This window comes from Variovorax sp. Sphag1AA, assembly GCF_014192575.1.
In the GTDB taxonomy this organism is placed as follows: domain Bacteria; phylum Pseudomonadota; class Gammaproteobacteria; order Burkholderiales; family Burkholderiaceae_C; genus Variovorax.
In genome coordinates this window covers 591,391-613,204 of sequence record NZ_JACHYC010000006.1, presented here as the reverse complement: position 1 = coordinate 613,204, position 21,814 = coordinate 591,391, and the positions used below count along the sequence as shown (strand labels likewise).

At 66.5% G+C, this 21,814-nt stretch carries 28 protein-coding genes; 13 read left to right on the top strand and 15 right to left on the bottom strand.

The window, feature by feature from the left end; genetic code table 11:
• Positions 1-10: 10 nt before the first annotated feature.
• From paaD to FHW64_RS25680, 7 genes are read right to left on the bottom strand one after another with little or no spacing between them, the layout of a single operon-like run.
• Positions 11-508: a 1,2-phenylacetyl-CoA epoxidase subunit PaaD gene (gene paaD, locus FHW64_RS25710; protein WP_184531049.1), complete on the bottom strand. Its 498-nt coding sequence runs from the start codon at positions 506-508 to the stop codon at positions 11-13.
• Between the two features lie 14 nt (positions 509-522).
• On the bottom strand, positions 523-1,296 hold the full coding sequence (gene paaC / locus FHW64_RS25705; protein ID WP_184531048.1) for a 1,2-phenylacetyl-CoA epoxidase subunit PaaC: 774 nt from the start codon (positions 1,294-1,296) through the stop codon (positions 523-525).
• Positions 1,297-1,306: 10 nt separating this feature from the next.
• Complete coding sequence (gene paaB, locus FHW64_RS25700; protein WP_184531047.1) at positions 1,307-1,615, bottom strand: 1,2-phenylacetyl-CoA epoxidase subunit PaaB; 309 nt, start codon at positions 1,613-1,615, stop codon at positions 1,307-1,309.
• A gap of 23 nt (positions 1,616-1,638) precedes the next feature.
• Entirely contained in the window at positions 1,639-2,649 is a 1,011-nt protein-coding gene (gene paaA, locus FHW64_RS25695) for a 1,2-phenylacetyl-CoA epoxidase subunit PaaA (protein WP_184531046.1), read from the bottom strand.
• A gap of 19 nt (positions 2,650-2,668) precedes the next feature.
• A complete protein-coding gene (paaK, locus tag FHW64_RS25690) occupies positions 2,669-3,994 on the bottom strand; it encodes a phenylacetate--CoA ligase PaaK (protein WP_184531045.1) in 1,326 nt (441 codons plus the stop codon).
• A 20-nt stretch (positions 3,995-4,014) separates the two neighbouring features.
• Entirely contained in the window at positions 4,015-4,455 is a 441-nt protein-coding gene (paaI, locus tag FHW64_RS25685) for a hydroxyphenylacetyl-CoA thioesterase PaaI (RefSeq protein ID WP_184531044.1), read from the bottom strand.
• 8 nt (positions 4,456-4,463) lie between these two features.
• Positions 4,464-5,264, bottom strand: coding sequence for an enoyl-CoA hydratase-related protein (locus FHW64_RS25680; protein ID WP_184531043.1), 801 nt, complete (start codon positions 5,262-5,264; stop codon positions 4,464-4,466).
• A gap of 186 nt (positions 5,265-5,450) precedes the next feature.
• Between FHW64_RS25680 and FHW64_RS25675 the strand changes: the two genes are divergently transcribed.
• On the top strand, positions 5,451-6,053 hold the full coding sequence (locus FHW64_RS25675; RefSeq protein WP_184531042.1) for a phenylacetic acid degradation protein PaaY: 603 nt from the start codon (positions 5,451-5,453) through the stop codon (positions 6,051-6,053).
• On the opposite strand, the gene FHW64_RS25670 is transcribed toward FHW64_RS25675, so the two are convergent.
• Positions 6,050-7,048, bottom strand: a complete 999-nt coding sequence (locus FHW64_RS25670; protein WP_184531041.1) for a succinylglutamate desuccinylase/aspartoacylase family protein — start codon at positions 7,046-7,048, stop codon at positions 6,050-6,052. The genes FHW64_RS25675 and FHW64_RS25670 overlap by 4 nt on opposite strands.
• Positions 7,049-7,141: 93 nt before the next feature.
• On the opposite strand from FHW64_RS25670, the gene FHW64_RS25665 reads away from it, so the two are divergent.
• A complete protein-coding gene (locus tag FHW64_RS25665) occupies positions 7,142-7,402 on the top strand; it encodes a hypothetical protein (RefSeq protein ID WP_184531040.1) in 261 nt (86 codons plus the stop codon).
• Here the strand turns inward: FHW64_RS25665 and rpe are convergent.
• The gene (gene rpe, locus FHW64_RS25660) at positions 7,392-8,087 is read right to left on the bottom strand and encodes a ribulose-phosphate 3-epimerase (RefSeq protein ID WP_184531039.1); all 696 of its coding nucleotides are present in this window, start codon (positions 8,085-8,087) and stop codon (positions 7,392-7,394) included. The genes FHW64_RS25665 and rpe overlap by 11 nt on opposite strands.
• A 36-nt stretch (positions 8,088-8,123) precedes the next feature.
• Here rpe and apaG point away from each other — a divergent pair, with 36 nt between their 5' ends.
• The 4 genes from apaG (at position 8,124) to thiL (ending at position 12,101) form a co-directional block, all read left to right on the top strand.
• Entirely contained in the window at positions 8,124-8,522 is a 399-nt protein-coding gene (gene apaG, locus FHW64_RS25655) for a Co2+/Mg2+ efflux protein ApaG (protein ID WP_184531038.1), read from the top strand.
• Positions 8,523-8,666: 144 nt separating this feature from the next.
• Positions 8,667-9,935, top strand: a complete 1,269-nt coding sequence (locus tag FHW64_RS25650) for a cation:proton antiporter (protein WP_184531037.1) — start codon at positions 8,667-8,669, stop codon at positions 9,933-9,935.
• Positions 9,936-9,976: 41 nt separating this feature from the next.
• Positions 9,977-11,125, top strand: a complete 1,149-nt coding sequence (locus tag FHW64_RS25645; protein WP_221210507.1) for a YbdK family carboxylate-amine ligase — start codon at positions 9,977-9,979, stop codon at positions 11,123-11,125.
• A gap of 13 nt (positions 11,126-11,138) precedes the next feature.
• Positions 11,139-12,101, top strand: coding sequence for a thiamine-phosphate kinase (gene thiL / locus FHW64_RS25640; protein ID WP_184531122.1), 963 nt, complete (start codon positions 11,139-11,141; stop codon positions 12,099-12,101).
• Positions 12,102-12,109: 8 nt separating this feature from the next.
• Here thiL and FHW64_RS25635 read toward each other — a convergent pair whose 3' ends face one another.
• Together FHW64_RS25635 and FHW64_RS25630 are read right to left on the bottom strand one after the other, a co-directional pair.
• Positions 12,110-13,927 (bottom strand): hybrid sensor histidine kinase/response regulator, encoded by a 1,818-nt coding sequence (locus tag FHW64_RS25635; protein WP_184531036.1) that lies wholly within the window; start codon positions 13,925-13,927, stop codon positions 12,110-12,112.
• Positions 13,927-14,547: a response regulator transcription factor gene (locus tag FHW64_RS25630; protein ID WP_184531035.1), complete on the bottom strand. Its 621-nt coding sequence runs from the start codon at positions 14,545-14,547 to the stop codon at positions 13,927-13,929. The genes FHW64_RS25635 and FHW64_RS25630 overlap by 1 nt, the downstream gene beginning before the upstream one ends.
• A gap of 82 nt (positions 14,548-14,629) precedes the next feature.
• Here FHW64_RS25630 and FHW64_RS25625 point away from each other — a divergent pair, with 82 nt between their 5' ends.
• Genes FHW64_RS25625 through FHW64_RS25600 form a run of 6 tightly spaced genes read left to right on the top strand, consistent with a single transcriptional unit; the run spans position 14,630 to position 17,321 of the window.
• Positions 14,630-14,884 carry a hypothetical protein gene (locus tag FHW64_RS25625; RefSeq protein WP_184531034.1) on the top strand — a complete coding sequence of 85 codons (255 nt, stop codon included), beginning with the start codon at positions 14,630-14,632 and terminating at the stop codon, positions 14,882-14,884.
• A gap of 49 nt (positions 14,885-14,933) precedes the next feature.
• Positions 14,934-15,503 (top strand): phosphatidylglycerophosphatase A, encoded by a 570-nt coding sequence (locus FHW64_RS25620; protein ID WP_260306336.1) that lies wholly within the window; start codon positions 14,934-14,936, stop codon positions 15,501-15,503.
• Between the two features lie 5 nt (positions 15,504-15,508).
• Positions 15,509-16,021, top strand: a complete 513-nt coding sequence (locus FHW64_RS25615; RefSeq protein ID WP_260306335.1) for a CinA family protein — start codon at positions 15,509-15,511, stop codon at positions 16,019-16,021.
• A 3-nt stretch (positions 16,022-16,024) separates the two neighbouring features.
• Positions 16,025-16,522 (top strand): nuclear transport factor 2 family protein, encoded by a 498-nt coding sequence (locus tag FHW64_RS25610; protein WP_184531032.1) that lies wholly within the window; start codon positions 16,025-16,027, stop codon positions 16,520-16,522.
• A gap of 16 nt (positions 16,523-16,538) precedes the next feature.
• Positions 16,539-16,847, top strand: a complete 309-nt coding sequence (locus FHW64_RS25605; protein WP_184531031.1) for a GNAT family N-acetyltransferase — start codon at positions 16,539-16,541, stop codon at positions 16,845-16,847.
• Positions 16,848-16,877: 30 nt separating this feature from the next.
• A complete protein-coding gene (locus FHW64_RS25600; protein ID WP_184531030.1) occupies positions 16,878-17,321 on the top strand; it encodes a GFA family protein in 444 nt (147 codons plus the stop codon).
• A gap of 6 nt (positions 17,322-17,327) precedes the next feature.
• Here FHW64_RS25600 and FHW64_RS25595 read toward each other — a convergent pair whose 3' ends face one another.
• Positions 17,328-18,506, bottom strand: a complete 1,179-nt coding sequence (locus FHW64_RS25595) for an MFS transporter (protein ID WP_184531120.1) — start codon at positions 18,504-18,506, stop codon at positions 17,328-17,330.
• 58 nt (positions 18,507-18,564) lie between these two features.
• Positions 18,565-19,347 (bottom strand): YecA family protein, encoded by a 783-nt coding sequence (locus tag FHW64_RS25590; protein ID WP_184531029.1) that lies wholly within the window; start codon positions 19,345-19,347, stop codon positions 18,565-18,567.
• Between the two features lie 146 nt (positions 19,348-19,493).
• Between FHW64_RS25590 and FHW64_RS25585 the strand changes: the two genes are divergently transcribed.
• Entirely contained in the window at positions 19,494-20,390 is an 897-nt protein-coding gene (locus FHW64_RS25585) for a hypothetical protein (protein ID WP_184531028.1), read from the top strand.
• Positions 20,391-20,687: 297 nt separating this feature from the next.
• Here FHW64_RS25585 and FHW64_RS25580 read toward each other — a convergent pair whose 3' ends face one another.
• The gene (locus FHW64_RS25580; protein ID WP_184531027.1) at positions 20,688-21,089 is read right to left on the bottom strand and encodes a putative toxin-antitoxin system toxin component, PIN family; all 402 of its coding nucleotides are present in this window, start codon (positions 21,087-21,089) and stop codon (positions 20,688-20,690) included.
• A gap of 20 nt (positions 21,090-21,109) precedes the next feature.
• The gene (locus FHW64_RS25575; protein WP_184531026.1) at positions 21,110-21,814 is read right to left on the bottom strand and encodes a glutathione S-transferase N-terminal domain-containing protein; all 705 of its coding nucleotides are present in this window, start codon (positions 21,812-21,814) and stop codon (positions 21,110-21,112) included.

The following is a 21,814-nucleotide window of genomic DNA, read 5'->3' as shown; positions in this document are numbered from 1 at the left end:
CTCCGCCGCTTCAGATCGGCTTGAAATGTTCAAACGGTTCGCGGCACGAGATGCAGCGATACATGGACTTGCAGGCCGTGGAGCCGAACGCGGAGAGACGCTCCGTGTTCTTGCTGCCGCAGCGCGGGCAGATCACCGTGTCGGCCTTACGGCCGAAGATGCGGATCGGCACTGCGCCATCGGGCGCCGGGCCGGGCGGCGCGATGCCGTATTCGAAGAGCTTGCGGCGGCCTTCGGCGCTGATCCAGTCGGTGGTCCAGGCCGGCGCACGCTGCAGCGTCACGTAGGCGGGGCCGAGGCCGGCCTTCTCGATCGCGCTCAGCACGTCGTGCTCGATGACCTCGGTCGCGGGACAGCCCGAGTAGGTCGGGGTGAGCACCACTTCGAGTCGGTCATCGTGCTCCACAACGTCGCGCACGATGCCGAGGTCACGCACCGACAGCGCCGGCACCTCGGGGTCGAGCACTGTCGACAGCACGTCCCAGGCTTGTTCGCTGCGCGTTGCCATGACGGCCTCGGTGTTCACCACACGCCCCCGGGGTAGGCGCGCTGCAGGTACTGCATCTCGGTGAGGATGTAGCCCATGTGCTCGCTGTGCACGCCGTTCTTGCCGGTGCTGCGGAAGGCCGCGTCTTCGGGGCGCTTGAGCGTGGCTTCATCGAGGATGGTGTTCATCTCTTCGAGCCACTTGGCCTTCAGGTCAGACCAGCGCGGGCCGATGCCGTCGGCGCTCGCCGCTTCGTCGATCGCGTCGGATTCGAACAGCTCGGGCACGTAGAGCCACAGGTCGCGCAGCGCCTTCTCGATGCGCTGGCGCGCTTCGTCGGTGCTGTCGCCGAGACGCACGACCCAGTCGGCCGCATGCTGCTGGTGGTAGCGCGCTTCCTTGATCGCCTTGCCGGCGATCGCGGAGAGTTCGGCGTTGCTCGACTCGTGCAGGCGCTCCCACAGCAGCTTCATCAACGTCGCCATCATCGCGTTGCGCATGACGGTGAAAGCGAAGTCGCCGCGCGGCAGTTCGACCATGGTGAGGTTGCGGAAGTCCTTCTCCTGACGCAGGAAGGCGAGTTGGTCTTCGTCATGGCCCTGGCCTTCGAGCTCGCCCGCGAGCGTGAGCACCGCGCGCGATTGGCCGATGAGGTCGAGCGCCATGTTCGACATGGCGATGTCTTCTTCCAGGATGGGCGCGTGCCCGGACCACTCCGAGAGCCGCTGCGCGTGGATCAGGCAGGTGTCGCCGATGCGCAGCAGGTACTGCACGATGGGCTGGAGGTCGACGGCGATGGATGCTTGCATCTCGCTCACCTCACATGTGGTCTACCGAACCCGGCAGTTGGTAGAAGGTCGGGTGACGGTAGACCTTGTCTTCCATCGGATCGAAGTACATGTCCTTGTCGCCCGGGTCGCTCGCGACGATCTGGTCGGAGCGCACGACCCACACGCTGGTGCCTTCCTGGCGACGGGTGTAGACATCGCGGGCCATCTGGATGGCCATCTTCGGGTCGGCGGCATGCAGGCTGCCGCAGTGCTTGTGGTCGAGGCCGGAACGGCTGCGGACGAAGACTTCCCACAGCGGCCATTCAGTGGAGGTGTTCGACGGATTCGGGTTGCTCATGGTCGTATTCCTTGGATCGTGGTTCAGGCAGCGAGGGGCTGGGGCTCGGCGCGCTTGGCGGCATGGGCGAGCGCGGCTTCGCGCACCCACGCGCCGTCGTCCCATGCCTTGACGCGCGCGCCGAGGCGTTCGCGGTTGCACGGGCCGTCGCCGCCGACGACGCGCCAGAACTCGCTCCAGTCGATCGTTCCGTGGTCGTAGTGCTCGCGTTCCTCGTTCCACTTCAGGTCGGGGTCGGGCAGCGTGACGCCGAGCACCTTGGCCTGTTCGATGGTGGCGTCGATGAACTTGGCGCGCAGATCGTCGTTGGTGAAGCGCTTGATGCCCCAGCGCATCGATTGCGCGGAGTTGGGCGATTGGTCGTCCGGCGGGCCGAACATCATGATCGACGGCCACCACCAGCGATTGACCGCGTCCTGCACCATGGCCTTCTGCGCGTCGGTGCCCTTCTGCATCATGGTGAGCAGCGCTTCGAAACCCTGGCGCTGGTGGAAGCTCTCTTCGCGACAGATGCGGATCATGGCGCGCGCATACGGTGCGTACGAGCAGCGGCAGATCGGCACCTGATTCATGATCGCCGCGCCATCGACCAGCCAGCCGATGGTGCCCATGTCTGCCCAGGTCAGCGTGGGGTAGTTGAAGATCGAGCTGTACTTGGCGCGGCCGGTGTGCAGCGCGTCGAGCATCTGGTCGCGCGACGTACCGAGCGTTTCCGCGGCCGAGTAGAGATAGAGCCCGTGGCCGGCTTCGTCCTGGATCTTCGCGAGCAGGATCGCCTTGCGCTTGAGCGTCGGCGCACGCGTGACCCAGTTGCCCTCGGGCAGCATGCCGACGATCTCGGAATGCGCGTGCTGGCTGATCTGGCGCACCAGCGTCTTGCGGTAGTGGTCGGGCATCCAGTCCTTCGCCTCGATGAAATCGCCCGCATCGATGCGGGCGTCGAAGCGCTGCTCGAGCTGCATTTCCTCGGCGGAACGCACGGCCTTCTTGCCGCCCTCGTCCTTGCCCATCGTGTCCATGGCTTGGGTGTACATATCGATCCCTTTCAGTGGTTCACTGCGACTTTGGTCGCTTGTCGATCACACGCCTGGCTTTGCCCGTCAGCGTGCGTTCAATCGAATCCGGCACCAGCACCTGCACGCGCGTGCTGATGCCGACCAGTGTCTTGATGCGGGACTGCAACCAGCCCGAGATCTCGCGCAGTTCGGCGGCATCGGTGCTCGATGCGGCGAGCGGTTGCAGTTCGCACTGCACTTCCACTTCATCCAGCAGGCCGTCGCGGCTCACGTTGATCTGGTACTGGCCGGAGAGCTTGGCGTGCTGCAGAACGATCTCCTCGATCTGCGTCGGGAAGACGTTCACGCCGCGGATGATGAGCATGTCGTCGGAGCGGCCGACGATCTTGCCCATGCGGCGGAACGACCGCGAGGTGGGCGTGAGCAGGCGCGTCAGGTCACGCGTGCGGTAGCGGATGATCGGCAGCGCTTCCTTGGTCAGCGAGGTGAAGACCAGTTCGCCTTCCGAACCCTCGGGCAGCACTTCGCCGGTCTCGGGGTCGATGATCTCGGGATAGAAGTGGTCTTCCCAGATCACAGGGCCGTCCTTGGTCTCGATGCATTCGCTTGCGACACCGGGGCCCATCACTTCCGAAAGGCCGTAGATGTCGACCGCATCGATGCCGGCCTTGCCTTCGATCTCGTGGCGCATCGCTTCGGTCCAGGGCTCGGCGCCGAAGATGCCGACCTTGATCGAGCTTTCGCGCGGATCGAGGCCCTGGCGAACGAACTCTTCCACGATCACCTGCATGTAGCTCGGCGTGACCATGATGATGTCGGGCTTGAAGTCGCGGATGAGCTGCACCTGCTTCTCGGTCTGGCCGCCGGACATCGGGATCACCGTGCAACCCAGCTTCTCCGCACCGTAGTGCGCGCCCAGGCCACCGGTGAAGAGGCCGTAGCCATAGGCCACGTGCACGATGTCGCCCGCGCGGCCGCCTGCTGCGCGGATCGAACGCGCGACCAGCGTGGCCCAGGTGTCGATGTCGTTCTTGGTGTAGCCGACCACCGTGGGCTTGCCGGTCGTGCCCGACGATGCATGAACGCGCGAGACCTTCTCGCGCGGCACGGCGAAGAGACCGAAGGGATAGTTGTCGCGCAGGTCCTTCTTCGTGGTGAAGGGGAACTTCGAGAGATCGCTGAGCTGCTTCAGATCGCTCGGGTGCACGCCCTTGTCGTCGAAAGCCTTCTTGTAGTGCGGCACGTTGTCGTATGCGTGCTGGAGCGTCCAGCGCAGGCGCTGGAGTTGCAGCGACTGGATCTCGTCGCGGCTTGCGGTTTCGATGGCTTCCAGTTCACCGGGACGGGGTTGCTTCACGGGCATGTATGTCTCCTTGGGGCAGCTCACGCGGCGACGGCCGGCTTGCCTTTGATGGTGTAGGAGCGACCGCGGAAGACCGCGATGCGCTCGTTGCGCTGGTTGGTGATGTCGCAGTCGTAGACGCCGGTACGGCCGGCCTTCGACACTTCGAACGCGCGCGCGGTGAGCACGTCGCCTTCGCGCCCGGGCGCCATCAGGTCTACGGAGAAGCCGGATGCAACGGTGAGTTCGTTGTACGAGTTGCAGGCGTAGGCGAAGGCGGTGTCGGCGAGCGTGGTGATGAGGCCGCCGTGGCAGATGTCGTGGCCGTTGAGCATGTTCTGGCGCACGGTCATGGTGACGGTGGCCTTGCCGGGCACGGTTTCGGTGACTTCCATGCCGAGGCCCTTGGCGGCCCGGTCGTTGGCGAACATGCGTTCGCGGACCAGGTCGGCGATCTGCTGCGGAGTGCGTTCAGTGGTCATCGTATGGATCAGCGGTCGGTGAATTGGGGCGCGCGCTTCGCGCCGAATGCGGCGACGCCTTCGAGGTAGTCGTGTGCCCGGCCCAGCTCAGCCTGCAGTGCGGCTTCGTGGTCGAGCGCCTGGTCGAGCGTGAAGTGCTGTGCGGCATCGATCGCGGCGCGGGTGGCGGCCAGTGCCTTGACGGGCATGGCGGCGAGGCGCTCTGCGAGCTTGCGCGCTTCGTCAGCGAGGGCGGTGTCTTCGACGCACTTCCAGATGAGGCCGATGCGCTCGGCTTCGGCTGCGGTGAGCTTGTCGCCCAGCATCGCGAGGCCCAGTGCGCGTGCACGGCCGACGATGCGCGGCAGCAGCCAGGTGCCGCCGGTGTCGGGCACGAGGCCGATCTTCGCGAAGGCCTGGATGAAGCTTGCAGATTGCGCGGCCAGCACGAGGTCGCAGTTGAGCGCGAGGTTCGCACCCGCGCCGGCCGCGACGCCGTTGACTGCGGCGATGACCGGCACCGGCATCGACTTGAGGCGCTTGACCAGCGGGGTGTAGTGCAGCTCGATCGCGCGGCTCAGGTCCTTGGGAGGCTCGCCGGCGGGCGACGGGGCAACCATCGGGTCGGCCAGATCCTGTCCGGCACAGAAGCCGCGGCCGGCGCCGGTGAGGATCACGCAGCGGACGGCGGCATTGGCTGCCGCCGCATCGAGCGCGGCGCGAAGCTGCTCATGCATGGCGCCGTTGAAACTGTTGAGCGCGGCGGGCCGGTTGAGCGTGAGCGTCAGAACCGGGCCGTCCTGCGACGCGAGGACGAGTGCATCGGACAAGCTGTGTCTCCAGTCGTGGGAACGGGATTCGGGCGCCGGGCGGGTGTTGATCTGCGTCAAAGTATTGTTGACCGACCGGTCGGTGAATCATAAGATCGACACCAATCCTGATGCAAGTCAAATTTGTGCAGGGTTAACCCTCGGCCAAGAAACCATCGGAAACAGACCCAGAAACAGGAGACAACCTTGCCCTGCTATTCCATCGAAGGCGTGGTGCCGGTCATCGACCCGAGCGCCTACGTGCACCCCACCGCCGTGCTGATCGGCGACGTGATCGTCGGCCCCGACTGCTACGTCGGCCCCTGCGCTGTTCTGCGCGGCGACTTCGGCCGCATCGAGCTGAAACGCGGCTCCAACCTGCAGGACACCTGCGTGATCCACGGCTTTCCTGCGCAAGACACGGTGGTCGAGGAAAACGGCCACATCGGCCATGGCGCGGTGCTGCATAGCTGCATCGTGCGGCGCAATGCGCTGGTCGGCATGAACGCGGTCGTCATGGACGAAGCCGAAGTGGGCGAAGCATCGATCCTCGCGGCCTGCGCCTTCGTGCCTGCGGGCAAGCAGATCCCGCCGCGTTCGCTTGCCGCAGGCATCCCCGCCAAGGTGCTCCGCGAGCTGACCGATCAGGAGGTCGCCTGGAAGCTCGAAGGCACGAAGACCTACCAGGACCTCACGAAGCGCAGCCTCGCGAGCATGAAGGAAGTGCAGGCGCTCCCGGCCGTCGAGGCCAACCGGCCGCGCGTGCAGGCGCCGGACGTGAAGCCGCTGATCGCGACGAAGCGCGGCTAACCAGGCCGCCCCATCAGGTCGCGGTCACTGGTCACCGCGAAGTAGAACCACTCCGTCCCCGGCAGGGCTTCCGCGTTCGGGAACACGATGAACCCATCGCGCTCAGCGTGGAGCACGCTACCGTCCTCGCGCACTGCGATCGGATCGCCGCGCGATACCGGGTCGAAGGTGGCCCATTCGCGCACGAACTGATCTTCCTCGTGCAAGCGATCGACCACGCTGACCAGACGCAGCAACGAAGGCTTCGGTGGCGGCATCGCACCCGGTTCCGGCGCGATCATGCCGAGCAGGCGCAGCGCCGAAAGGATCGCCTCGTAGGCCACGCCGGGTGCGGCTGGATCTTCGTGCTGCCCGCATTCGAGCGTGACGCCGTAGCCGCCGCGGCTTCGCATGTATTCGTTGGTGCCCTTGCCGAAAGCCACTTCCATGGGATCGACCGGCTTCCCGCCCGCGCGTTGCGCGACACCTGCGGCATAGATGTCGAGCCATCCTTCGACCACTCGCGGCGTACGCAAATGCAGTGCGAGTTGGCCTTCTTCGAACGCACGCGCGAAAGGCTCCAGGGTGCCGGTGTTGTCGCGCGGGCCGATCATCGCGAAAGCCTCGCCCGCGCTCTGGAACGAATGCAGGTCGAGCAGAACCTCGTGCCGGTCGAGCAGCGGGCACAGGAGATCGGTGATGCGGGCTTCGTAGTCCGCAGGCGCCTGGCCAGGTGCGGTGGGCTCGAAGAGCCGGTTGAGATTGCGTTCGCCCTCGCGAAAGCCGCGCCGCCTCGCGAGGGGATTTGCAACGGGAACCATCGTGAGCTGACCGCGCAGCAAGCGCAGGCTGCCCGCATCGAATTCCGCAACTGCGCGTTCGATGCCCGCCGTGCCGCAGGTTTCATCGCCGTGCACCCCGCCAAGCACGACGAACCTCGGCCCGGGCTCGAGCGCGGCGTAGCCGTGGATTCGGAGCGTGTCGTTGGCGGTGAGTGCTGCAGTCGAGGCGGTCATGGGCCAGCCATCCTACAGGGCAGCGAAGGCCGGTCCTACCGTGTTTCCCGCCATGGCGTGCGACAAACGAAGCCATGAAAAAGGAGCAATCTCATGGCCACCCGCAAGGATGATCCGGCGAAGTCCGACGCCCTCAAGGACGCGGGCGGCGGCAAGACCAAGGTGGAGCAGGGCGGCGAATCGGCGCCGCGGCTGCCGCATGAGCATGACCAGTCTTCCGACAGCCAGCAGACGCCGGAAGGCAAGCCGCCGCGCGTCGGACGCCAGGCCTTGGACGACGTCGAGCGCGGGCTGGTCGACACCGACCGCGGGCCGGTTGCCGACGAGGTCTACAACAAGAAGGTCAAGCCTTGACCGACGCGCTGAGTTGATCGCGCATCGCGTCGATCACGCTCTTGTAGTCCTTGGCGTTGAAGATCGCGCTGCCGGCCACGAAGGTGTCGGCGCCGGCACTCGCCACGCGTGCGATGTTGTCCGTCTTGATGCCGCCATCGACTTCCAGGCGGATGTCGCGGCCAGTCTGTTCGATGCGCTTGCGCGCGAGTTCGATCTTGCGCAGCGCGGAGTCGATGAAGCTCTGGCCGCCGAAACCGGGGTTCACGCTCATGATGAGGATCAGGTCGATGTCGTCGATCACCCAGTCGAGTGCCTCGAGCCCTGCGCCGGGGTTGAACACCAGCCCCGCCTTGCAGCCGGCGGCCTTGATCGCCTGGATGCTGCGGTGCATGTGCGGAGAGGCATCGGGGTGAAAGCTGATGTAGTCGGCACCGGCCTGCGCGAAGGCCGCGGCGAGCGCGTCGACGGGCTGGATCATCAGATGAACGTCGATGGGCACCGGCGTGCCGTCGGGCGTCTTGGCATGCGGCTTGAGCGCCTGGCAGACCATGGGGCCGAAGGTCAGGTTCGGCACGTAATGGTTGTCCATCACGTCGAAATGAATCCAGTCGGCACCGGCAGCGATGACGTCGCTCACTTCGGCGCCGAGGCGCGCGAAATCGGCCGAAAGAATGGAGGGGGCGATGCGGAAGGGGCTGCTCATGGGGCCGAATTGTCGCAGCGATGTAGGATCGCCGGGATGTCCAGCTTCCCGATGACCGTGCAGGTCGAACCCCGATTTCTGCCCGACCAGTCTTCGCCTGAAGACGGCGTGTTCACCTTTGCTTACGCAGTGACGATTACAAACAACGGTGATCGGGCCGCGCAGGTCATTGCACGCCATTGGTTCATCCAGGACGCCGCAGGGCACACGCAGGAAGTCGCTGGCCTCGGCGTGATCGGGCAGCAGCCGCTGCTCGCGCCCGGCGAGACCTTCCACTACACCAGCGGCTGCCGGCTGCAGGCATCGACCGGTACGATGCGCGGAAGCTTTTTCATCGTGACGGAACGGGCGGAGCGCTTCGACGTGCCCATTCCCATGTTCGTTCTCGAAGCCGATGCGGGTGGAGGCATTCCTTCCTCGCGCGTACTTCATTGAGGCCCCCCAGCCTCGCCCACTTCGTGTGGCTCTGCACCCCCCTCGAGGGGGCGCACCCGGCGGCCCGGCGGAGCCGGTTCCGCGGGTGCCTTGGGCTGGGCTGCATCTGATTCATGGCCGTGCGCTAGCGCGGCGGAGTATTGAATGAGTTCTTTCTTTACCAGCGATGTGCTGGGTTTCTGGGCTGAGTGGGTGCGACCCTCGGCTGGTCTCCCCACTGTGCTGTGGGCGCTGTTGCTGGCCGCCGCCGCGGCGGCGGGTCATCTTGTGCAGCGCTACATCGGCATGCCGAAGGTGATCGGTTATTCGGTGGTCGGCACAGTGGTGGGCTTTGCGGGTTTTGAAGGCGCGATCTGGCCGCTGCAAGGCATCAGCCTGTTTCTCGTCGAACTCGGCGTGGCGATCGTGCTGTTCGAGGCCGGCGGGCGACTGCCGCTGCGCTGGTTTCGCCATAACCCGATGATCCTGGTGCAGAGCATCCTTGAATCGACGCTGACCTACTTCGGCGTGTTCTGGACTCTGCACTGGCTCGAAGTGCCCGACCCCGTGGCCAATCCGATCGCACTGATCGCGATCGTCGCGTCGCCTGCGGTGCTGATGCGCGTGATCATCGACACGCGCGCATCCGGCCCGGTGACCGAACGCGCGATGACGCTTGCAACGCTCAATACCTTCTATGCGCTGGCATTCGGCTACGCGCAGGCTGGTCTGATCGAGCATGCACCGCTCGGACTCATCCAGAAGCTGCAACCGGTGCTGGTGGTGCTCGGCATGTCGTTCGTGGTGGGCGCGCTGATGGCGTTGTCGCTGCGTTCCGCGCTGCGCGTGATGAGCCCGACGAGCGAGAACACCTCCATCCTGCTGCTCGCGATCATCGCCGCGGGCGCGGCACTGGCGGCGCATTTCGGCGGCTCCGCGCCGCTCGCCGCACTCATCGGTGGCGTGTTGCTCAAGGCGCTCAATCCCAAGCCATGGGCGTGGCCACGCCAGCTCGGCACCGCAGCCACGCTGATCACGATGATGATGTTCGTCCTCGTCTCCACCGTGGCCGCGCAGGCCGACTGGAGCCTGCCCATCGCGAGCGTGGTGCTCGCGATGATCGGTGTGCGCGCCTTCGCCAAGATCGCGGGCGTGGCGATCGCCAACCCGGGCAGCGGCGCAAGCTGGAAGCAGGCCTTCTGGGTGGGCTGCGCGATGTCGCCGCTGTCGTCGATCGCCCTCCTGATCGCGTCGGCTTTCGTGAGTGCCTCGCCGCTTCTGGGTGCGATGATCACGCAGATCACGTTGCCGGCTATCCTGCTGATGGAAGTGCTCGGCGCCGTGATTGCGACGATCGCCATCCACGGCGCTGGAGAGAGTTCCAAACCCTGGTTTCCGGAAGCCTTCCGCGCCACTGAGGACACGCAACGATGAGCCTCCGTACGCCGCCTCCGCCACCCTCGAACGCTGACGACATGGCCAACTCGCCGGATCGGCGCGTGGTGCACATGGAGCGCTTCAACAAGTCGGTTGCGCTTTCGCTCGGCGTCGAAGTCGAGCTGCAACTGGTCAACACGCACGACTACGATCTCACGCCCTATGCCGAGGACATGCTGCGCCTCATGGCGCAGACGCCGCTGCCCGGCAGCGTGGTGCCGGAGATGACGTCGAGCATGATCGAGATCTCGACCGGCGTGTGCCATTCCGCGCAGGACGTGCTCGAGCAACTCACGCCGATTCGCGATGCGCTGGTGCGCAATGCGGACAAGCTCAACATTGCGGTGGTCGGTGGCGGCACGCATGCCTTCCAGCAGTGGCATGAGCGGCGCATCTACGACAAGCCGCGCTTCCGCGAGCTGTCGGAGCTCTACGGCTATCTCTCGAAGCAGTTCACCATCTTCGGCCAGCACGTGCACGTCGGCTGCCCCGATGCGGATGCGGCGCTGCTGATGCTGCACCGCATGTCGCGCTACATCCCGCACTTCATCGCGCTGTCGGCGTCCTCGCCCTTCGTGCAGGGCCAGGACACGCAGTTCGACTCCGCGCGACTCAACTCGGTGTTCGCGTTTCCGCTGTCGGGCCGTGCGCCGTTCACGCTGTCATGGAAGGAGTTCGAGAACTACTTCATGCGCATGACGCGGACCGGCGTGGTGCGCAGCATGAAGGACTTCTACTGGGACATCCGCCCGAAGCCCGAATTCGGCACCATCGAGATTCGCGTGTTCGACACGCCGCTCACTGTCGAACGCGCGGCCGCGCTCGCAGGCTACGTGCAATCGCTCGCTGCGTGGTTCCTGCAGGAACAGCCCTTCACGCCGGTGGAAGACGACTACCTCGTCTACACCTACAACCGCTTCCAGGCCTGCCGCTTCGGGCTGGACGCGGTGTATGTCGACCCGGCGAGCGGCGAGCACATGCCGCTGCGCGACCACATCCTGATGACGATGACCCAACTTGAATGGCACAGCGAGGCGCTCAACGCCACCAAGGCACTTGCCGAATTGCGCACGAGCGTCGAAGCCAACCGCAACGACGCACGGTGGCTGCGCGAGCGGCAGGGCAAGGAAAAGCTGCTGGCCGAGATGGTGCGGCAGGCGGCACTCCGTTTCCGCGGCGCGGTGTGAGGTGGGCATGAGCATCGGCGAATTCGACTTGATCGCGCGCTACTTCACCCGCCCCGTGAAGCGCTCGCCGCTGGGCGTAGGCGACGACTGCGCGCTCCTCGCGCCGGCCGCGGGCATGCAGCTCGCGGTGTCCTCCGACATGCTGGTCGAGGGCAGGCACTTTCTCTCGACGGTCGATGCCGAGCGGCTCGGCCACAAGGCGCTGGCGGTCAACCTCAGCGATCTCGCAGCGTGCGGCGCGAAGCCGCTCGCGTTCACGCTGGCGCTGGCGCTGCCGTCGGTCGATGAGGATTGGCTCGCCGGTTTTTCGCGCGGGCTCTTCGCGCTGGCGCATCTGCATGGCTGCGAACTCGTCGGCGGCGACACCACGCGCGGGCCGCTCAACATCTGCATCACGGTGTTCGGCGAAGTACCGTCCGGCGATGCGCTGCTTCGCTCCGGCGCCAAACCGGGCGACGACATCTGGGTCAGCGGGACGCTCGGCGACGCGCGACTCGCGCTCGAAGTGTTTCGCGGCACTCTCTCGTTGCCCGGCGATCTCTTCGAGCGGGCGCGCGCCCGCATGGAAATGCCGACGCCGCGCGTGGCGCTCGGGCAGGCGTTGCGCGGCGTTGCATCCGCGGCGGTCGACATCAGCGACGGATTGATTGGCGATCTCGGCCACATCCTCGAAGCGAGCGGCGTCGGCGCCACGCTCGATGTCGATGCGGCGGCAGGGCTGGTCGGCATCGACGAACTCGAGAGCGGCCTGGGCGTCGAGGCATTGCGCGCCTGCGCTCTCGGCGGGGGTGATGACTACGAGCTTGCGTTCACCGCGCCGCCATCTGCGCGCGAAGCGGTCGCGCAGGCCGGTCGCGCCGCATCGGTGCACGTCACGCGCATCGGCCGCATCGAAGCAGAAGCGGGTCTGCGTCTTGTCGATGCGCTAGGCCAGCCGGTCGATCAGCATTACGCATCGTTCGACCACTTCAAGTAGTAAAGCAATCAGGCCCGCTTCAGGCCTGGATCGGGCGCGGCGTCGAGCATCGCGAAGGACGAATCCAGCTCGACATCGTTGAGCACGCACACCAGCCCGTGATAGAGCTGGTTCGGCGACACCGGCTTGTGCAGTAGCGGCACGCCGCTCGCCCTCGCCTCGCGCAGCCGCTGTGGCGCAGTGTCCCCGGTGATGAGCAGCGCCGGTAGTCGCTGGCCGAACTCCGCCCGCAGGGCAGCGATCGCTTCGGCGCCGGTGCGCAGTTCACGCAGGCGGTAGTCGCTGATGACGAGCCCCGGGGGATGCAGCCGTGCGAGCGCCAGTGCTTCCTCGATCGAATCGGCCACGTCGCATTCGCAGCCCCAGGCGGTCAGTAGCTGGCGCATGCCCGCACGGATCGCGTCGTCATCGTCAATGACGAGCACGCGCACATTGAAGACGCTCGAATGCCCCGGAATGACTTCGACGCCGCTGCTCACCACGCCCATCTGCGCCGTCGGCAACGCAAGGCGGAAGACACTGCCGCGCCCCGGCCGCGAAGCCAGCCCGAGCGCAGTGCCGAGCGCTCGCGCGAGCCCCTGCGCGATCGCGAGCCCCAGGCCCAGACCCTTGCGCCGGTCACGCTCTGCGTTGCCGAGCTGGTGGAATTCGCGAAAGATGTCCTCGTGCTGGGAGGCATCGATGCCGATGCCTGTGTCCCACACCTCGATCACCGCGCGGCCGCCGCGTTCGCGGCACGCGACGAGCACGCCGCCGCGCTCGGTGTAGCGGATCGCGTTCGACACCAGGTTGCGCAAGATCAGCGCCACGAGCGCCGGATCGGAGCGCACCGCCACATGCGTTTCGTGCGAGCGATAGATGATGCCCTTCGCGTCCGCCTGCGGCGCGAGTTCGTTCTCGATCTTGTTGAGCAAGGGCTGCAGCGGAAACACCTGCATCTGCGGCTCGACCACGCCTGCTTCGATGCGGGAGAAATCGAGCAGCGTGTCCAGCATTTCCGCCGACGCCTGCCAGGTCGCGCGCGCATTCGCGAGCGCGTCGTATTGCGAGGCCGACAGCTTGCTGCGCGCGAGCACTTCGAGGAACAGGCCTTGTGCGTGGATCGGTTGGCGCAGGTCATGGCTGGCCGCCGCGAGGAATTTGGACTTGGCGAGATTCGCCTGCTCGGCCTGCTGGTGCGCGGCCTGCGCGTGCTCGGTCTCGACGCGCAGGCGCTCGATGAGCTCCACGTTCTCGAAGCGCAACTTGATCGCCGCCAGCGCCGCCTTCCCGCTGTTGCGCGCCTGCCCGAGCAAGGTCACGATGTAGAGGAGCCCCGCCACGCCAAGGGCGTTGTAGGCCGGATCGTCCAGCGTCCAGAGCTTGGCCGCGAGCACCGCGAGTTCGGTGGTGCCGAACACGATGAACACCGGCAGCACCGGCGCCAGCGACGACATCGAACTGCCGGCAACCCCCGCGAGCACCGCGACCACCAGCACGCTGCCGGCCATCGTCGTCGTACCGAGCGCCGCCCAGCCCAGGGCACCCCAGATCGCGCCGTCGACCGCATTGAGCACCATCTGCTGCCACACGAGGCCGGGCGCACGATCGGGAGGAATCTCCATGGCCAGCATGCGCCGCGCCTCGCGCGCGCACCAGAGTTTGCTCAGGATCACCATGCCGGCCCACACCCGCAGCCCGGTTGCGTTGCCTGGGTTCGACAGCACCCACACGAGCAGCAACGCCACGAGGATGGTCGGCCCCACCGAGCTGCCGACGTTGCCCAGCAGCAGGCGCAATTGCTCCACCAGCGTGCGCCCTTCGGCGAGGCGCAGCGGATTGCGCATCAGGAAACGAGCCCCCGTCGCCGTGCCTCGAAGCCGGCCTCGGAGCGGCTCGACACCTCGAGTGCCGCGAGTACGGCCTGCACATGGCCGCGCACCGTGTTCTCCGAGAGATTGAGACGCCGGCCGATCACCTTGTTCGACAGGCCCTGGCACAGCAGATCGAGCACCTCGAACTGGCGTGGCGTGAGCAATTGCCGGGGCTGATCGCCCTCGGCCGGCGGCGCGTCCGCGTGCACCGGCGCTGCCACTTCCTGCCCGCGCCGGAGCTTCTCGATGACCGCGAGGATGTTGTCGGCCGACTCCGCCTTGGAGACGAAGGCCGCCGCGCCACGGTCCAGCGCAAGCCGCACACTCTGCGGCGTGGCGTCGGAAGACAGGATGACCACCGGCGCGTCGGGCCACTTTCGCCTCACGAGCGCGATGCCTTCGAGGCCGTTCAGCCCATGGAGCTGGATGTCGAGCAGCACCAGGCCCGGGTCGACCAGGGCGGTCTTCATGGCCTCTTCCAACGAGCCGGCCTCGGCCACTTCGACATTCGGAATTCCGGACGAAAGCACCATCCGCAATCCGCAGCGGAACATGGCGTGGTCGTCGATAAGAAGGATCTTGGCCGGCAGCATGACCCGCGAATTCTGCGCGAAGTCCGGGCGGTCCAAATGGACTATTTACCTCCCGGGGCCGCCTGCCGATGATTGCCTTGCAATGAAGCCCGTGCTCGAGATCCGCCGTGTCGAACCCGACGCCTACTCCTATCGCATCAGCGATCAGGAAGCCGGTGGCACCTTTGCGTCGATCGAGCACTGCCTGATCGACGCGGCCGCTTCGCTCGGCCTCTACTTCGCGAGCGTGGAGTTGAAGCTCGAAGGCCTGTTCCTCGGCGCGTGCGCCATCGAGGCCCTGCGCCGCGCGCCGAAGGCGGTCGCCCAGCGCATCGAGCAGCACTTCCAGCCGGCCTGAGTACACCCGCTGGCGGGGTGCGGGGCAGATGCGCGACACTGTCGCCCTCATGTCCGCTGCTTCCCCTTCCGGTGCCATGCCCGATTTCTCGCCGCGTCGCGCCACGGTGCGTTTCATGCTCTCGCATCCCGCGCATCTCATCGCCCTGGGTTTCGGCTCGGGCCTCCCGCGCCGCGCACCCGGCACCTTCGGCACGCTGTGGGCGTGGGCGGCCTACTTGGTCATGCAGCTCTGGCTGTCGGATGCCGCGATCGGCTGGGTGATCCTGGCATCGCTGCCGATCGGCTGGTGGGCCTGCACCGTGACCGCCCGGCATATGAACGTGGCCGACCCCAGCAATGTCGTGTGGGACGAAGTCGTCGCGTTCTGGATCGTGCTCTGGATCGTCATGCCCGCCGGGCTGCTCATGCAGCTCTTCGCCTTCGCGCTCTTCCGCCTCTTCGATGCGGTCAAGCGAGGGCCCGTGGGCTGGGCCGATGCGCTCTTCAAGCAGAAGGACGCGACGCCCGAGACGATGCGCTGGAGCATCGCCGGATTCGGCATCATCTTTGACGATCTCGTGGCGGCCTTCTGCACGCTGCTGGTGATTGCCGCAGTTTCCGCGCTTCGCGCATGGTGAACACGATGACGCAGATACCACCCGCACTTTCCGACCTCGACACGCCCGCACTGGTACTGGCGCTGGCCGATCTTCTGCAGCGCAAGCGCTGGATGATGGCTACGGCCGAAAGCTGCACCGGCGGACTCATCGCCGGTGCGTGCACCGACCTGTCGGGCTCCAGCAACTGGTTCGAACGTGGTTTCGTCAGCTATTCGAACGAGGCCAAGACCGAACTGCTCGGCGTCGACGCCGCGCTGATCCAGGCCCATGGCGCAGTGAGCGAGGAAGTCGCGCGCGCGATGGCCGAGGGTGCTGTCACCCACTCGAACGCGCAGACGGCAGTGGCGGTCACCGGCGTCGCCGGCCCCACCGGTGGCTCGCCGGAAAAGCCGGTGGGTACGGTGTGGTTCGGCTGGTCGGTCGACGGCAAGGTCCGCACCGAACGCCGGCGCTTCGACGGCGACCGCGCCGCGGTGCGTGCCGCCACAGTCCACCATGCCTTGCAGACACTGGCCGAAATGATCCCGCAGCCCTGAACCATGACAACCCCGACGCAAAACGAACAAACCATCCGCCGGTTCTACGACGCCTTCGCGCAGCTCGATGCGGACACGATGGCCGCCTGCTACGCACCGGATGCGAGCTTCGACGACGAAGCCTTTTCGCTGCGCGGCGCACGCGAAGTCGGCGGGATGTGGAAGATGCTGTGCAGCGGCACGCGGGCCAAGGGCGCATCGGTCTGGAAGCTGAGCTACCGCGACGTGCGGGCCGATGAAACCACCGGACAGGCCCATTGGGACGCGCACTATCTCTTCAGCACGACCGGCCGCATCGTCGACAACTCGATCGACTCGCGCTTCACGTTCACGCCCGAAGGCCTGATCGCCACGCAACAGGACAGCTTCGAGTTCTGGCGATGGTCCCGGCAGGCGCTCGGCACGCCGGGCCTGCTGCTGGGCTGGTCGCCGATGCTGCGCAAGAAGGTGCGCGGGACGGCGTCGACCAATCTGGCAACCTTCCTCGCCCGCCAACCCTGAACCTCACGGACACCGCATGACCGACATCACGATCACCGACAAGCCCGAACTGCATCGCTACGAGGCAACCATCGGCGGCGAACTCGCAGGCTATTGCGAATACAACGTGCTGAGCAACGCCATCATGTTCACCCACACCGAGGTGCTGCCGGCGTTCGAAGGCAAGGGGGTGGGATCCGCGATCGCGCGGCACGTGCTCGACCAGGCGCGGGCGAAAGGCCAGCCGGTGATTCCGGTGTGCCAGTTCATCGCCGGATGGCTCCGCAAGCACCCCGAGTACCTGGATATCGTGCAACCCGCGTCACGACGCGCTTTCAACATCTGAACTGTCCCGAATCCGAACAGGAGGTCCGCCATGCTGATCCAGGGCGGCTGCCACTGCGGCAACATTTCCTTCGACTTCACCTGGGAGCCGGAGCCCACCGAGATACCGGCGCGGGCCTGCGGCTGCTCGTTCTGCGTCAAGCATGGGGGCGTGTGGACGTCCAATCCGGCCGGCGCCTTGCGGGTGACCGTGCAGGACCCGTCGCTCGATCCGGGTTACTTCTTCGGAACGGGCACCGGCCGCTTCCACGTCTGCAGCCGGTGCGGCGTGGTGCCGCTCGTGACCTGCGAACTTGAAGATCGCACCTATGCGGTCGTCAACGTGAACAGCTTCGGCAACGTGGATCGATCGCTGCTTCGCCAGGTGCCGGCGTCGTTCGAGGGCGAGGACATTGACGCACGCCTCGCACGCCGCAAGCGCAACTGGATCGGCGATGTGCGCTTCTCCACACCGGCCGGAGACATGGCCGCCTGAGGCGCTTCAGCCGTCGCTCTTCGGCGCCGGCAGCCACGCGAACGCGAGCGTCGCGCCCACGAGCAGCACCGCGATCGTCGTGAGCACCGCGCGGAACGGATCGAACCCGTGCGCCTGCGCCACGGATGCGGCGACGCCGGTGACCCACTGCATCAGCGCCACGCCGAGGAACATCGCCATCGTGAATACGGCCATCGCGCGGCCGGTGATGGCGGACGGATAGGCCGCGCGCACATCCGCGTATTGCCAGACGATGAAGCCGGAGACGAACCCGATCATCACGGCGCAGACGATGTCGATCCACGCACTCGTGAACAGCGCGATCGCGACAAAGAAGGCTGCGTATGCAAGGGCGCAGGAAACGATGCGCCGCCGGCGCGTCGGGCCGTCGCGGTCCATGCGGCCGAAGAGCGGCGCACCGATGAGCGAGATGATCGACACGATCAGTGCGACGTTGCCGCTCTGCACCAGCGTGAAGCCGTGGCGGTCCATCAGCAGCGGGCCCAGCCACAAGCCGCGCAGCGAGATGAACGCAGCATAGGTGACGGCGCCGAGCACCATGATGCCGAGCGTGTGCGGCATCGCGAACAGCGACCCGAACTGCCGCAGCGCGGCGGTCATCGATTCGCGCGGACCGCGGCCCTCCGGCAACGGCTCGCGCACGCCCCAGAAAATCGAAAGCCACGCGAGCACCGACGCGACCGCGAGCACAGCGAAGCCCATGCGCCACGAATGCTCCTGCACCAGCCATGCGAGCGGCGTGCCGGTCATCAACATGCCCACGCCGCCGATGCTGAGCACCAGCCCGGAGATCGACGCGAATCGCGCGACCGGAAAGTGCCGCGCGATGAACACGGTGCACACCAGGAAGGCCGGCGCGCAGCCGACGCCGATCAGCACCTGCCCCAGCACGAGCAGCCCATAGCCCGGCGCGAAAGCGGAAAGGACTGCGCCGGCGATCGCCAGCGGGAACGCGGTCAGCATCGTGCGTCGCACGCCATGCAGGTCGATGCCGATGCCCATGAAGAGCTGCATCGCACCGAAGGCGAAGTGGAACGAGCCCGAGAAGATGCCGAGCGCCTGCGCCGAGAGGCCGAACTCCTTCTGCAGCGGGCCCGCCATGATCGCGCCCACGGTGCGGAAGGCCTGGCTCAACGCGAAGGCGGTGCACAGCGCCAGCACCATCGCCCACGCGGTGCGCGCGGGCAGCGCGACGGTGGTCTGCCTCAGGCCGGTGCTTGCCTCAGGCACCGTGGCACTTCTTGTACTTCTTGCCGCTGCCGCAGGGGCAGGGGTCGTTGCGGCCGGGGGTCGCTTCCTTGCGGATGGTTTCAACGCGCGGGCCCATGCTGCGCCACAACTGCCGAAGGTCGTACACCGCCCAGATGGCGGCGCCGAAATCATCGACGCGCTGCTGGCTCACGCTAGGCGGGCCGTCCTCCGCGTACATCGAAACGACGGGCTGGCCCTTGTCGTCCTCGGTGAGCGTGACGATGGTGTCGAGCGCATCGTCGAGCATCTGCGCTGCTTCCTTGTCGCGCGGCGCGGCCCATTCGTCGGGCCAGTTCTCGACCGCGTACATGAAGCCGAGCGCCCACACCTGCGCGAACGATGGGATGGCTTCGCCGTCCATCTCGCCTCGCTCCTCTTCAGGCAACGCGGCGATGGCGCCGCGCGTGTCGAGCACCTCGGGCTGGAAGGTGCGCTCATCCTCGAGCGATTCGACATCGGCATCGAGCGCGGTCTCGATCTCGTGCCAGCGGCGCTTCCAGCGCCAGACGAACTCCATGTGCTGCGCAGGCGCGAATTTGTCGCCAAGCAGCACAGGCCAGTACTCGGAAGGCTCGATCGGCCGACGCGAGCAGACCAGCGCGGCCATGAAGCCTTCGCAGAATTCCCACTGCGGAATCTCTTCGTCGTGCTCGCGCATGGCGTCGAGCGCGTTGTCCTGGGCGTCGAAATCGTCGGGGCCGAGCGCCGCATCCGCCGGCGAGGTGTTAGGGGGGGTGTCGGGAAGGGTTGTCATGTCAGTGCACAGGCAGCCCTCTATGATGCAGCAAGGTTCCCGGAGACCGCTATTCCTACCCCGTCGATTCCGCTCTTCCCCGCGGGTTGCGCCTTTTTTTCGCTTTGCGAAATCGCGCCGACCTGCCAGCCCCCGATCCTGTCCGTATGAGCGTTGTCAGACGAGGCGGGATTTCATCCCGCGTACAGATGCGAAAAGGCGCGGCGTCCGCGCCGGCGCCCCTCGAGGTGGATACGCCGCCCGAGCCCGAGGATTACGCTGAATTCCTGCGTCTCATGCTGCCCCAGCAGACCAAGGCCGTGTCGAGCCACCGCTTCGGCGGGCAGCGCGTCTGGCTGAAAAAGGCCGGCCCGCGTCATGGCCAGGCGCGCTATCGGCTCCTGGCGGCGATTTCCGCTGTCCTGCGGCTCGACGTGCTCTCGCCCGTTCCCAATCCGGGCGGCGAAGCGGCGATCGAGATCGAGGCGCGGCGGCTGCGCCAGCTCGGCGATGCCGGCCTGCGCGTGCCGGCTGTGCTGGCGCAGCAGACGGACGGCATGCTGATCTCCGACCTCGGCGAAAGCGGCCGGCCGGCCGTGGTGCTCCAGGAGCGCCTCGACCACGCGGCGGCCGCCGGCCCGGCAGCGCTGCTCGCGGTCTGGCGCGAGGGGCTCGACGCCATCGCGCTGGTGCATTCGCGGGACGCCTACCTGAGCCAGGCCTTCGACCGCAATCTCGTGCAATGCCCGGACGGCACCATCGGCTACATCGATTTCGAGGACGACCCCGGCGAAACGCTGCCGCTTCCCGAATGCCAGACGCGTGACTGGCTCAGCTACCTTCATTCCACCGCGATGCTGGTGAATGCTGCATCGCCGCACGCCGCTGCCCAGCATTGGCATGCAGTGCTGGCGGATGCGAGCGACGAAGTCCGAGACCGGCTGAATGTCGCCGCGCGCCGAATGCGCTGGTTGCGGCATCTGCCGTCGGGGCGGCGCTGGGGGCGTGACACCCAGCGCGTGCGCGCGGTGGCCCGGCTGCTGGCGCGCTGGTACGGAAACTGACAGGGGGCTACGGCCTCAGGATGGATCCTTGCTCCGCGTGCGACCCACCGCACTGAAGATGCCGATCCCCAGCAGGATCAGCGCGCCGATGCCGATGTAGAGCGAAGGCACGCCGGCCACGGACGCGTCCCCAGGCCACGCCGGCCATAAAGACCAGGAAGCCGATCATGTAGAGGACGAAGGACATACGCTTTCTCCTGAGCTTCGATCCGCCCAGTCTCCACATGCTCTGCCTTGGGCCCGCGTGGGCTCGACCGTCAAACCGTGTCGGAAGGCGTCGACTGCTGCCGTCGGGAGCTAGGTGGTCGAAACGGCGACGCCGTGCGCCGCGAGGCGCCTATGCATCGACAGCACAGCGCGGTCCTTGCTCAACAATCGCGCACCGTGCGCGACCGCGAGGTCGATGAAGATCTGGTCGTCCGGATCGCTGCACACGCAAGGCGCGCGGGCAGGAACGCCGTCGACCATCTGCGCACGTGCATCGAAGGCGGCGAGCACTTCGGCGGTCTGGCGGCCGATGGCGGCCAGCCGCGCGACGATCAGCGGGTACCCGAGCACGCGCTCGAACTCATCGCGCATCGCGGCGGTCGCCAGCCAGCGCAGCTCGCCGGCGGCCAGCGCGGCCGCGAGCGGTGCCCGCTCCGGATCGTCGAACACCAAAAGGTCGAGAACGATGTTGGTGTCGAGGACGATCAACATGCCGGCATCGGGACGGATGCTCAGCCGCGGGCCGGGATGTTGAGTCCGGCAATCACCGCCGGACGGGCAACAAAGGCCTCCAGCACGCGCGTGACCTGCGGGAAGTCGGCAATGCCGACCAGATCCGCCGCCCCGTAGAACCCGATGAGGTTGCGCACCCACGGGAAGATCGCGATGTCGGCGATCGTGTAGTCGTCACCCATCACCCACTGGCGGCCTTCGAGGTGCTGGTTGAGCACACGCAGGAGCCGCTTCGATTCATCGACGTAGCGGTCGCGCGGGCGCTTGTCGTCGAAGTTCTTGCCGGCGAATTTGTGGAAGAAACCCACCTGCCCGAACATCGGTCCGATGCCGCCCATCTGGAACATCAGCCACTGGATGGTCTGGTAGCGTGCCGCCGGGTCCTTGGGCATGAGCTTGCCGGTCTTGTCGGCAAGATAGATGAGGATCGCGCCGGATTCGAACAGCGGCAGCGGCTTTCCGCCCGGGCCGTTGGGGTCGATGATCGCGGGGATCTTGTTGTTGGGATTGAGCGAGAGGAACGCGGGCGAGGTCTGGTCGTGCGATTCGAAGCTCACCAGATGCGGCTCGTAGGGCAGGCCGGTTTCCTCCAGCGCGATCGACACTTTCACGCCGTTGGGCGTGGGCAGCGAATAGAGCTGAAGTCGGTCAGGGTGCTGGGCGGGCCACTTCTTCGTGATGGGAAATGCGGAGAGATCGGTCAT